We start from the raw sequence: 10,946 nt of genomic DNA on the forward strand, positions 1-10,946 counted from the left end.
CGAAATTCTATCTGTCATATTGCGGATTTAATTTTATTTTGGGAATTAACTTCATTAAATGAATGACGATTGCGAATACAATACATACAGCCGAAACAAGATAAGTGATTGTATATCCACTATATTGTGATAATGTACCCCAGACTGTTGCCCCAATCCCATTACCGATATCACCAAATAAAGCAAAAGTCGAATTGGCGACTCCTTTTCTTTGAGGATCGGCAATCTTAAAAATCATGGCATTTAATAGAGGCGTTGTGATTCCCATACCAATTCCACAAAGGATGCCGGCAACGATAATCATAAACGTATCATAAGCAAAGGCAATCATTACAAAGCCGATCCCTACCAAAATTGCCCCAGTAAAAATTAAGCGGGACAGTCCGTAACGATGCGTTAACCTGCCAGTAAATAAACGAATAACAATCATTGAGATACTGTTCACCATAAAGAATAAGCTGATGCTGGTAATCCCTCTCTCAATTCCGCAAGCGGCTAAAAAATTGGCGACTGAACTGTTTCCAAAAGTAATAAAAAATGATATAACTGCCGGAACTAACACACTGAATTCTATCAGCATTGAAAGTTTTGGGACTTTGAATCCATCATGATTTTCTTTTTTCCCCACTACTGGTATGAAATCCGATTTGATCCAAAGCGTAAACAAAGCTCCTATTGTCGCAAAGAATGAGACAAATAGAAACAGGTTAGATGCTCCTAAATTTTGAAAAATCTCCAAACCGATCATTGGGGCAAAGGCAGCTGCCAAACTTCCGGCAATGCCAAAATAGCCAATTCCATCTACCAAACGATCTTCAGGAACGATATCTGCTACCATTGTACTCGCCGCCCCAAAATAAATTCCCTGACTGATTCCATTGAAGATACGCAGCATGAACAGTCCGGGAATCGTACTGACAAAATTATAAGCAATTGTATTTAATGCAAATAAAAATCCACCAATTATCAACATTTTACGTCGCCCATAACGATCAAGCAATGATCCGCAGATTAAACGAGTAATTGTACTGGCAATGACTAATCCTGTAATCATTGCTCCGGCTAAAGCATTATTTCCCCCTATTTCAACGACATATAAAGGAAAAATGGAAATAAAGATATTATGTGTTACTGCCGCAAAGAATGTAGTAAATAATACACATAGATAATCTTTCGTCCATAATTTTATTTGATTCATCTTATTTCCTCCTATCTATTTCCACAGTATTTGTCAATCTAAACAATATCTGATAGAATGAATGTATCACCTTCGTGTAACACGAAGGCAAGCATTTTTTATAAAAAAGGAGAAAATATTGATGTATACAGTTAAAGAGATTGCCCAAAAGCTGCATATTACAGAACATACGGTTCGTTTTTACAGTGATCAAGGATTGATTCCACCCGTTAAACGTGATAAAAATAATAATCGCATATTTGATGATGCCTGTTTAAATTGGTTCATTGGGGTTAAACATTTGCGTGATTCCGGCATGTCAATAGAAGCGATCAAAGAATATGTCAACTTATGTCTGGAAGGAGATCAGACTATAAAAAGAAGGTATGAAATACTAAAAAGACAAAAAGAAATTGCCGAAATTGATTTTGAAGAAGCTCGTTTAAGGTTAGATTATATGACCAAGAAATTAGACCATTATCAAGATATCCTAGATAAAACGATCGAAGATGATATGAATATGGCAAACTGGTAAAAAAAAGATTCCTATTTCTAATTTAGGAATCCTTTTTTATTTCATCAGCAATTTTAATGAGCGTTGAGCTTCCAACCCCAAAATACCGGGTAAAGCCACATAGCTTTGTAAGATCCGGTTTGTTTCTTTTGTCGGAAAAGCAGATAAACAGGTTAAGCCTTTCCAAATTAGCAAAGGGTGATTTTGATATCGCTCAAAGATTGAATAAACCTTCTTTGCATTCTCCTTAGTAACAAGAAAAGGATGGTAAAACACCATAAATCCAATGGCATCCAGTACCTCGCTGATTCGACTTAAATCATCTGTATTTAGTACCTCCAACAGGATAGGAAAAACGGCTGTGTCCATTTTACCTAAACAGCGGGCTATTAAATCTCTGGGCAAAGGATAAGATTTCTTTGCTGACCCTCTTTTAGGCAATGCATGATATTGATTATGCCCAATCTTTCCAAGTTCCTTCACCATCAATGAAGCGGTTAAAGCATTACCGGTCTGAAGTTTTTCACAAATCGCAATTCTTGTATAAAGACTTTTTTCTTTTTTCAATTGATCGATAAGCAAGAGAATATCTTCTTTACGCAAAGCATCCAGATAATTTGCGGCAATACTGCGTTTTACAGAGTCTGAATCATTTATCCACAAGATTAAAGTCTCATGTGGGGTTCCTTGATATTGTCTAAGTTCCTCAGTGTCAACATAACCTCTTTTTTTCAGATCATTCTGCGTACTTTTCATGATTATATTATTCCTTTATACGAAATTCTTCCAATAAATCACGATGACTCTCAACCACAGAATAATCATAGACTTTATCCAAAGTTGAAAGACGCACTTGTTTCCATAAAGCAGCGGCCGCTTTTAGTTTATCCTTATAAATACTATTTCTTTCATCTTGACAAAATCCTTTTAAAAACTTATTCCATTGACATGCGGAGCTATCATATTTAGCGTAATCACTTTTTCCATAATAAACATCAATTAAATCTCTTACGGTAAAGTCTTTATTTTTTTCTTGTCGAACTTTCTTTATAGCAGCTGCCATATCCGCAGTAAATTTAAAGTTTTTCACCCCAACTTGTTTTCCAAAAAACTCTCGATACTCATTTCTCATCGCAAAACCACTTTCTAAAAGCTTTGTGTCCAAAGTTAACTCAATATCTTTCTTTTTAACACTGATACGTTTTGCTTTCTTTATTATCTGTCCATTGAAATAGGCTTCAATATTATGATTGAGATCCCCTTTTGAACCGGAGTGATCAATCCCTAAATCCTTACAGATTTTTTGCAGTTCTTCTTTATACCAATAATATTTAGTAAATTCATCAAATGTTTTAATATCTTTGAACGCCGGTCTGTCTTCCATTTTTATGCTCCTAATCTCATTTTATTTTTTATAATTATATCATATCCCCGATTAAATGCCATGCTCTAAGCAAAAAAGGTCCGTTAGGACCATAGGCTTATTCCATTAATTCCTTTGCACTGCAAAGATAATAATGGCGTGCATTTGCAGAAGTCACGTATTTAGATAACCCCAGCAACCCTTCCGCTTTTAACTTTTTGTATTTTTGAACATCTGTTTTGGTGTTGAGTAAAATATCACATAATTGAACAGCCATTTGATACTGTTCTTCTTTCAATGCTGTCTGAATTTCCGATTCAAGCTTTTCCTCACCGATCATAGAAAGCAGTTTTGCATCGTATAAGTCATCCGATAATTGTGCTAAATGAGTAGGATTTCCGTCAAACCACCCAAAGTAGCCATGGTAAACCGAACGTACTGACCACTCTACCGTGCCATAAAATTCACCTAAATAAGGCAGATCAGCCCATTTTTGCGGCAGAACTACTGCTGCCACAGTTTCAGATTCACTCATGCCTTTATTCATGCACTTTAATGTTTCCAGCAGGATATATTCAATCGCATCTTTAAAGTTGCCCAAAACCACCTGAACTTGTGCTTGTCCGATGATTGCTTTGGTATGTCCGGGCAGTACCACTTCCGCAGGATAGGATAAAATGAGATTTAAGCTATCTACCCAAGCCGCAATATCACGATACTGACTTCCTCTGATGGCATAGAGATTTGGGAAACATCCATAAAAATTATCTCCACAGCATAATACTTTATCTTCCGGCAGCCAAACAAAAATCTGATCATCAGTTTCTCCTACAGCCAAAACCAGCTGCAGTTTTACGCCATCGATCTCTCTTTCCACAATATCCTGATCATAGACAACATTGGCATCTAAGCAAATACCTGTCCCGTCATTCACTACTCTTCCTTCTCGAATTCCGATTCCCTGCGTCATACATTCTTCATCACTCAAAGCATAGCCAAATTGCTTAGATGTTCTTTTCTGCAATACATCGTCTAATAAATTATAATATTTTAGTGGTGTTTTTTTAGGTTTAAACGCAATAATTTCTTCAACCGTATCCTTAAATGCACCACTTCCGCCATGATGATCATAGTGACTATGTGTAAAGATAATTGTCTTTACCGGTTTATCCGCAATTTTTGCCAATTCTGCCTTCATTCGTAAAGCACGCTGATCACTATCAAGTGTATCGACTAAAATCCATGAGGTTTTTCCTTCGATTGCAATTGAATTACTATGCCCTAATCCAACCACATGATAAATACGATCATTAATTTTTTTAATTTCATAGGGATAAGCTGTTTCACTAAATAATCTTAATCGTTCTTCTCCGTTCTTTTCAAACATTACATATTCCTCCTATTCATTTTCTTTTTTAAATACATATATTGAATTAATCCGATAACCAAGACCGCAAATATTGCCCCTAATAAAATGACAGTAAATGCATTTGGCAGCGTATGTCCACCTGCGGAGTTAATCGTTATATAACTAAATGCGATAATTAAAATCATTTTTACCAACATCAGTATTTGCTTTGAAACACGATAACTATTGACAGTTCCGTTATTCATCTTTATTTCCCAGGTAATTAAATATTTCTCTATCACAGTAAAAATAATAAATAAAATCAATGAAATGATCGGACATAGCCACAATTCATTTTTATTTCCCCAACGATCAATCGTACCATTTGCATCATAATGAGCAGGAATCTGATTAGGCAAATGATTCCAATTCAAAATCAAATAGCCAAAGACACCGGCTAAAACAATAATACATACTGCATTTATAATAGACTCAAAACCGGTGTTTTTTATCTTTTGTCCCATTTCTCACACAACCTTTCCAAATCAATATCATATTTCTCTTTGATCAATAGATAATCACATTGGTATTGCAGACACATCTCCCGATTAGATTTATTTGTTTCTATAAGTTCCTGTCTATTAAAAGCTTCTTTTTCATAGCGTTTTTCGATTTGATTTTCATACTTGCCAATGTCATCATAGTGTGAATAGATGTAAGTTTCATCTAAAATCAAACAAATAAAACGTATATGTGATAAGTAAAATGCCTCAAAATCCTTTTTATAATCAAATGGAATATAGCAGCCCTCAATGATTAAATGCTGATGATTTTCAATGTTTGTTTTTATGATTTCACGCACTATTGGCCATAAGTAATCTGTCAGTTCCTGATCACTGCTGTCAGGGGTTAAAGATGTATATCCACTGCGAATCAATCCCATCTTTAGATGATCGATTGAAAGGTAGGGATAATGATATTTTTCTAAAAGTCGTTGTGCCAGTACCGTTTTACCGGTATGAGTACTCCCGCTGATTAATATAATCATCATTTATTCCTTTCTATGTCTTGACGATGTTGTAAATGAATACCGATATGACCGATTCCTAAAATAATGACGGACAGAATCAACCATATGACTTTGCCATAGATCCCTAAAAAGATAAACGCAATAATAGGCAGTGTTGCACCCGCTACAGGCAGTATACCAAAATTTGCATACATATCTTGGAGTTCTTTAGCACTTTTAAAATATCGAATCCACCATATTTCATAAAAGGCCATAAAAAGCAAAGCCAACAGCAGCCATATCGACCACAGATTCCATCCCTGAAAATTATAATCAGAAAAAATTAAAACCGTTATACTGACTAAGACTTCTCCGACCCGTTCAAATAAGCATAAAACTTTATTTTCATGACTGGGATCATATCCTTTAGGCTGATGTTTTAGCCAAACAAGATTGGGAATCATCAATAATAAAAGGAATACAATACCCATATAAGAAAAACCGAAGTGTCCCATAAAATTTCCTCCTTTTATTATTATATCTCTTATTTATATCGGCTACAATCTTTTACACTCCAAATGAAAAGACACAATTCCTTGTGTCCTGTGTTTATTATTTTTTAATCCATAGAGGACTGTGAATGACCCTTAAATGATTCTGATATTCATTGGTTCCGTACAATGCATCACGAAGATTGATTAATTCAACTTGATTATCAATAATCCATTGTTTAAGTACCGGAGAACAAAGTGCCGCAATATCGATAGGTCTTGCCTCCTTATAAGAAGATTCTGCAACGATATAATCGTCAAGATATCCGGGATGCCAAGCGGAAATACTGATTTCCTGTTTTAGGATACCATCTTCATCATCTAAGAAATATTGAACGGGATCATAATGTTTTCGGTCATTCCAATCCTTGCTTTCTTGTGGCTTATAAGCGGTGCTGTGTTGTGTTGCCATGGTAATGTTCAAATGTTCAAATTCTTCCAATGGGTAGGATTCTTTACTTGAATGTGTATCATATTTATACATGAAATTATATTTAATGCCATATTCATCACACACCTGTTTTCTAGCTAATTCAAAAGGAGAGTCATTATGAATCAAAGCAACGTCAGGTGCTCTCCCTAAAATACGGATACATCTTTCTATTTGCGCACGACATTCTAACAACACTTCTTCAAACACACATTCATTTTTTAAAGACTGGTCTTTTCTAAATTTAAAACGACCTTCTTCGTTGACCATAGACGGCACCAGTTTAGGATCACTTACCGGAGCTCCCCAAAAATGATCATGCCAGCCTACTGAAATCCATGGGTAGTTTTTAATTGTTTCTAATGCATCTACAGTTCCCGGTGTATCCAGCATAATGTCGACATGTGTCGTAATTCCTTCTTCGATTGTTTTCAGTGCCCCCATATTATAAGGCACTGTATAGCCATAATCATCAGCTCTTATAATCAATTTCATTTTGATATTCCTCTTTTCTTTACATCATCAAAGAATACACAATTAATCTAAATCCGCTCCATTTGATGCAATGACTTTTTTATACCAATAGAATGATTTTTTACGATAGCGTTTCAATGTTCCATTGCCATCATTATCACGGTCTACATAAATGAAGCCATAACGTTTTTTCATCTCACCGGTACCGGCTGAAACAATATCAATACATCCCCAAGGCGTATAGGCAAGCAACGGTATACCGTCAATATTAACGCCTTTTTCCATTTCTCTAATATGTTCTCTTAAATAGTCGATGCGGTAATCATCATCAACCGTTCCATCTTCTTTTACTTCATCCACTGCACCCAAACCGTTTTCAACGATCATTAAAGGAATATTATAACGATCATATAATTCATTCATTGAGATACGGATACCCATTGGATCAATCTGCCAGCCCCATTGTGACTGTTCCAGATAAGGATTTTTATATCCGGTAAATAAGTTTCCGTTTGCCAGTTCAGCTTTTGCGGTTTTTTCTCCGGCAACAAGCGTCATGTAATAGCTATAGGCTAAATAATCTACTTTTCCTTTCATCAAAATTTCATCATCTTCCGGTGCTTTTTGAATTATTATGTTTTCTCTTTCTAATTGTTTCAATTTATAATTCGGATAGTAACCCTTACACATCACATCGCAATAGAAAAGCTGTGCATGCATCGTATCAATATTTGCCTGTACATCTGCCGGGTTGCATGAATTTGCATACGAAAATAATCCTCCGTACATCATTCCGATTTTGTTTTCAGGATCAATTTCATGTCCCGCTATAACAGCCAATGCACTTGCGACAAATAAATGGTGCGCTGCCTGTGTTTTCGTCTGTAAATCTTCTTCCAGCATCGCTGCTCCATTCCATGAATTCATTTCTAAGCAGTTAATTTCATTAAAAGTCATCCAATATTTTACTTTTCCTTTATAACGCGTAAAAACAGTTTTGCAATAGCGCACAAAACAGTCGATACATTCTCTTGATTTCCACCCTCCAAACTTAGTATATAGTCCGAGCGGTGTTTCATAATGTGATAAAGTAACGATTGGCTCAATCCCATTTTTTAAACATTCATCAAATAGATCATCATAAAATTGAAGTCCTTCTTCATTTGGAACTTCATCATAACCATTAGGGTAGATACGTGCCCAATTAATAGACATACGATAACAATTAAATCCCATTTCCGCAAATAGTGCGATATCTTCCTTATAATGATGATACATATCAATTGCGATATGACTTGGATAGTATTCTCCCTCTTTAACGACGAGCGTATTTTTCCTTTCTTCATTTAAACTGCCGGCAGTCAACACATCCGCAATGCTTAATCCTTTTCCACCGTCTAAATAACCACCTTCACATTGATTGGCAGCGGTAGCGCCACCCCATAAAAATCCTTTTGGAAATGCCATATTTTTTCCTCCTTACTTTTCTTTAAGTATAAATCCGAATAAAAGAGAACAACGAATTTTTTCGTGAAAAGAAATCAAATAATTAATTTTAGTTGTATTTCTCACTATAAATATCCTATACTTTTCAAACCCTCAATACATTCAAAAGAAACTATGCTATTATAAAAATAGATAAAGACACATCTATAATTTTTCACCAAAGTAAATCCTATCTTTGTGGTATTACACTACATTTATTATCTGCATTTGATCATGGAGGGGCTATGAATAAACTAAAAATAATGATGTTAATAAGTATTCTTTTGACAATGGTATCCCTTGGCTATTTTTATTTATCTTCTTTGAAATGGGATCATTTCATCTTAATGATCGCATATCCGGTGCTTTCAATTATTTCGATTAAGTTGGATAATATCGGAAACTCAAATCAGTATTATTACTTTTCTGTTTATTTTATCCTCTTTCTTATACTTTCCTTATTCAATCTAAATTCTATGATTGAATTACTCGTTCTGCTATCTTTCTATGGGATCGGCAGAACGGTTAAAATCCCATTAATAACGATGATGACTATGCTGCTGCTTGGCGTGTATGTTTTCACCGCTCACTCTCGGTATACCTTTGATTTAGGGTGTTTGATTTGTTTATTGGGACTGCTGATCAAATTTAAACATACTGGTATCGGTATGATAGACGGAAACAGTCGGGGACCGTTTATATAAAGATCGATACTTCACCGTTTAGAGTAATGATGAGAAACTCAAATGGCTTCTAAAATCATTCAACGTTTTATCCATAACATTAAATTTACACACAACAATTTTACTTATTAAAAAAGATGGGCCCTTGCCCATCTATTCTTTTACATTTATATTTGTATAATCAAAGGTAATAAGTCCGCAGTCTTTACAAATAGCGCCTTTAAAATTAGCTCCGTTTATCATATTATTCACAATCAACACGTCATTTTCATCTTTTGGATGTAAAGATAATTTATGAATATGCTGATTAAATGCCATGATTTTATCCGTTTGTAAATAACCGGTTTGCATTTCCTTTCCACATTTGGGACACTTCATTGTCATCATCTCTTTTCCGTTTTATCTCTTATTAGGGCGTCGTTTCATATACAGTAATTTCATGAGTTCTTCCATCAATGAAAGATCGGTTAATTCAAACATCATCCATTTTCCATCATGGTATGTAACACTTTCATCATACATTTTTATAATGGCAGATGAATAATTCTCCTGCTCAGCTTCAAATCTTTCTCGTTCGCTTTTCCCCAAGATGATCATAAAACCAATAGTATGATCTTTTGCATAGAGCGCACACAATGTTTTTCCGCCTCGGCGATATTTATATTCATAATCCCATTTCTTTCCACCGGTATTCCAAAGCCGGTCCATTTCATACTTTTCTTCGATTTTCCTGCACACTTCCTGCCATACGGCAAATAAAGAATCGCCTAGCAAGATATTTAATTCATTGAGTGTCGGTTCTCTTTTCAGCATGCTTATCCCTCCTATCCATTTTTTCTTTAGTGTATTCATCTGCTTTGTCAAATTGCTCTAAACAATAATCTAAGATCTTCTGTCTTGCCCTACGCCTCCTTATTATCATTATAGCAGTTAAAACCTGACAAGTAGCTGTCAAGTTAAAAAGACCAAAAATAATAGTTGGTCTTTAGATTATTTTATTTAATTGGATAACAAATTTCCGTCACAAATTCATTAGGATTATCTGTCTGGGCATATCCTACATGATAAATGGAAAAGTCAGGTCCGCAGATTTCATAATTGTGCTCAGTAATCCAAGTCGCAATATGATAAGCAATTTCCGTTATATGTTCATACCCTCCGGTAAATGTCACAGAAGCCACTTTCACAGGATCAATCTTTCTGAATTTAATATTTTCCGTATCTTCATAGTTTCCTTTTACTTCTACCCTTATTTCTATGTCTACTTCTTTTTCCTTATATCCGGGGTCATAAAAAACAGCCATGACCATCCCGTTTTCTGCCATTTCTACATCTAACTGACATTCTTTTAATTCATTATTCATTCCGTTCCACAGCAATCCTTCTTTTTCATATGATGGGATGATCGCTCTTTTACACATCATATACTTTGCCGGAATCTCTTTAATTTCTACTTGATAATTCATCATAATTTCCTCCTGATTGATTTTTTGGATCGTCAGTGAAAGAGCGTCGATCTTTTCTGTTAGTTTATTGCGTTCACTTTCCAATTCTTTAAGCTGACTATTCAGATATTCCGTTAATTCAGAACTGTTTTGTAAGATTGATAAGATATTTCTGATCTTATCGGTACTAAAACCTAAATAGCGCAGATATTGAATGTGTGAAGCAATGATCAGTTGGGTCGGTTCATAATAACGATACCCGTTATCTTTCACGATGATCGGTTTTAAAATTTCTTTCTCATCATAAAATCGCAGCATTCGAATACTGATTCTTGATAATTTTGAAAAGTCTGATATCTTCAACATATGGAGGTCCTCCTCTTGAGCTCACTGTTAGTATAAACTATTCCATTATGTCAGAGTCAAGAGAGGATTGATAAAATATGAATAGATTTTAAAAAAAGCTG

The 10,946-nt window shown here is 35.0% G+C and carries 14 protein-coding genes; 2 read left to right on the plus strand and 12 right to left on the minus strand.

Features of this window, described 5'->3' with window-relative positions:
- Positions 1 to 7 precede the first annotated feature (7 nt).
- A complete protein-coding gene (locus BN1225_RS00840; protein ID WP_041137937.1) occupies positions 8 to 1,198 on the minus strand; it encodes an MFS transporter in 1,191 nt (396 codons plus the stop codon).
- A gap of 121 nt (positions 1,199 to 1,319) precedes the next feature.
- On the opposite strand from BN1225_RS00840, the gene BN1225_RS00845 reads away from it, so the two are divergent.
- The gene (locus BN1225_RS00845; RefSeq protein WP_041137938.1) at positions 1,320 to 1,712 is read left to right on the plus strand and encodes a MerR family transcriptional regulator; all 393 of its coding nucleotides are present in this window, start codon (positions 1,320 to 1,322) and stop codon (positions 1,710 to 1,712) included.
- A 36-nt stretch (positions 1,713 to 1,748) separates the two neighbouring features.
- Here BN1225_RS00845 and BN1225_RS00850 read toward each other — a convergent pair whose 3' ends face one another.
- From BN1225_RS00850 to BN1225_RS00885, 8 genes are all read right to left on the minus strand, one after another.
- Positions 1,749 to 2,447 carry a hypothetical protein gene (locus tag BN1225_RS00850; protein WP_041137939.1) on the minus strand — a complete coding sequence of 233 codons (699 nt, stop codon included), beginning with the start codon at positions 2,445 to 2,447 and terminating at the stop codon, positions 1,749 to 1,751.
- A 7-nt stretch (positions 2,448 to 2,454) separates the two neighbouring features.
- Positions 2,455 to 3,075, minus strand: a complete 621-nt coding sequence (locus tag BN1225_RS00855; RefSeq protein WP_041137940.1) for an SAP domain-containing protein — start codon at positions 3,073 to 3,075, stop codon at positions 2,455 to 2,457.
- A gap of 97 nt (positions 3,076 to 3,172) precedes the next feature.
- Positions 3,173 to 4,441, minus strand: a complete 1,269-nt coding sequence (locus tag BN1225_RS00860) for an alkyl/aryl-sulfatase (RefSeq protein ID WP_041137941.1) — start codon at positions 4,439 to 4,441, stop codon at positions 3,173 to 3,175.
- Positions 4,441 to 4,926 carry a DUF1648 domain-containing protein gene (locus BN1225_RS00865; protein ID WP_041137942.1) on the minus strand — a complete coding sequence of 162 codons (486 nt, stop codon included), beginning with the start codon at positions 4,924 to 4,926 and terminating at the stop codon, positions 4,441 to 4,443. The genes BN1225_RS00860 and BN1225_RS00865 overlap by 1 nt, the downstream gene beginning before the upstream one ends.
- Positions 4,911 to 5,453, minus strand: coding sequence for an adenylate kinase (locus tag BN1225_RS00870; RefSeq protein WP_317621620.1), 543 nt, complete (start codon positions 5,451 to 5,453; stop codon positions 4,911 to 4,913). The genes BN1225_RS00865 and BN1225_RS00870 overlap by 16 nt, the downstream gene beginning before the upstream one ends.
- Positions 5,450 to 5,926, minus strand: coding sequence for a hypothetical protein (locus tag BN1225_RS00875; protein WP_041137944.1), 477 nt, complete (start codon positions 5,924 to 5,926; stop codon positions 5,450 to 5,452). Before BN1225_RS00875 ends, BN1225_RS00870 begins: the two co-directional genes overlap by 4 nt.
- A gap of 97 nt (positions 5,927 to 6,023) precedes the next feature.
- The gene (locus BN1225_RS00880; RefSeq protein WP_041137945.1) at positions 6,024 to 6,887 is read right to left on the minus strand and encodes a ChbG/HpnK family deacetylase; all 864 of its coding nucleotides are present in this window, start codon (positions 6,885 to 6,887) and stop codon (positions 6,024 to 6,026) included.
- Between the two features lie 42 nt (positions 6,888 to 6,929).
- The gene (locus BN1225_RS00885) at positions 6,930 to 8,333 is read right to left on the minus strand and encodes a glycoside hydrolase family 1 protein (protein WP_041137946.1); all 1,404 of its coding nucleotides are present in this window, start codon (positions 8,331 to 8,333) and stop codon (positions 6,930 to 6,932) included.
- A 263-nt stretch (positions 8,334 to 8,596) separates the two neighbouring features.
- Between BN1225_RS00885 and BN1225_RS00890 the strand changes: the two genes are divergently transcribed.
- Positions 8,597 to 9,055: a hypothetical protein gene (locus BN1225_RS00890; protein WP_041137947.1), complete on the plus strand. Its 459-nt coding sequence runs from the start codon at positions 8,597 to 8,599 to the stop codon at positions 9,053 to 9,055.
- A 132-nt stretch (positions 9,056 to 9,187) separates the two neighbouring features.
- Here BN1225_RS00890 and BN1225_RS00895 read toward each other — a convergent pair whose 3' ends face one another.
- The 3 genes from BN1225_RS00895 to BN1225_RS00905 form a co-directional block, all read right to left on the minus strand.
- On the minus strand, positions 9,188 to 9,412 hold the full coding sequence (locus BN1225_RS00895; RefSeq protein WP_041137948.1) for a PF20097 family protein: 225 nt from the start codon (positions 9,410 to 9,412) through the stop codon (positions 9,188 to 9,190).
- A 21-nt stretch (positions 9,413 to 9,433) separates the two neighbouring features.
- Complete coding sequence (locus BN1225_RS00900) at positions 9,434 to 9,847, minus strand: DUF3788 domain-containing protein (protein ID WP_041137949.1); 414 nt, start codon at positions 9,845 to 9,847, stop codon at positions 9,434 to 9,436.
- Between the two features lie 182 nt (positions 9,848 to 10,029).
- Complete coding sequence (locus BN1225_RS00905; RefSeq protein WP_041137950.1) at positions 10,030 to 10,845, minus strand: MerR family transcriptional regulator; 816 nt, start codon at positions 10,843 to 10,845, stop codon at positions 10,030 to 10,032.
- Positions 10,846 to 10,946 lie beyond the last annotated feature (101 nt).

Source organism: Beduini massiliensis (assembly GCF_000829905.1).
Lineage (GTDB): Bacteria > Bacillota_I > Bacilli_A > Erysipelotrichales > Coprobacillaceae > Beduini > Beduini massiliensis.

What these genes read in the sequence shown, in the direction of transcription:
- BN1225_RS00885 (WP_041137946.1), bottom strand. Translation starts at nt 8,333, where the DNA reads ATGGCATTTCCAAAAGGATTTTTATGGGGTGGCGCTACCGCTGCCAAT.
- BN1225_RS00890 (WP_041137947.1), top strand. Translation starts at nt 8,597, where the DNA reads ATGAATAAACTAAAAATAATGATGTTAATAAGTATTCTTTTGACAATG.
- BN1225_RS00870 (WP_317621620.1), bottom strand. Translation starts at nt 5,453, where the DNA reads ATGATGATTATATTAATCAGCGGGAGTACTCATACCGGTAAAACGGTA.
- BN1225_RS00875 (WP_041137944.1), bottom strand. Translation starts at nt 5,926, where the DNA reads ATGGGACACTTCGGTTTTTCTTATATGGGTATTGTATTCCTTTTATTA.
- BN1225_RS00860 (WP_041137941.1), bottom strand. Translation starts at nt 4,441, where the DNA reads ATGTTTGAAAAGAACGGAGAAGAACGATTAAGATTATTTAGTGAAACA.
- BN1225_RS00880 (WP_041137945.1), bottom strand. Translation starts at nt 6,887, where the DNA reads ATGAAATTGATTATAAGAGCTGATGATTATGGCTATACAGTGCCTTAT.
- BN1225_RS00905 (WP_041137950.1), bottom strand. Translation starts at nt 10,845, where the DNA reads ATGTTGAAGATATCAGACTTTTCAAAATTATCAAGAATCAGTATTCGA.
- BN1225_RS00865 (WP_041137942.1), bottom strand. Translation starts at nt 4,926, where the DNA reads ATGGGACAAAAGATAAAAAACACCGGTTTTGAGTCTATTATAAATGCA.
- BN1225_RS00850 (WP_041137939.1), bottom strand. Translation starts at nt 2,447, where the DNA reads ATGAAAAGTACGCAGAATGATCTGAAAAAAAGAGGTTATGTTGACACT.
- BN1225_RS00855 (WP_041137940.1), bottom strand. Translation starts at nt 3,075, where the DNA reads ATGGAAGACAGACCGGCGTTCAAAGATATTAAAACATTTGATGAATTT.
- BN1225_RS00895 (WP_041137948.1), bottom strand. Translation starts at nt 9,412, where the DNA reads ATGAAGTGTCCCAAATGTGGAAAGGAAATGCAAACCGGTTATTTACAA.
- BN1225_RS00845 (WP_041137938.1), top strand. Translation starts at nt 1,320, where the DNA reads ATGTATACAGTTAAAGAGATTGCCCAAAAGCTGCATATTACAGAACAT.
- BN1225_RS00900 (WP_041137949.1), bottom strand. Translation starts at nt 9,847, where the DNA reads ATGCTGAAAAGAGAACCGACACTCAATGAATTAAATATCTTGCTAGGC.
- BN1225_RS00840 (WP_041137937.1), bottom strand. Translation starts at nt 1,198, where the DNA reads ATGAATCAAATAAAATTATGGACGAAAGATTATCTATGTGTATTATTT.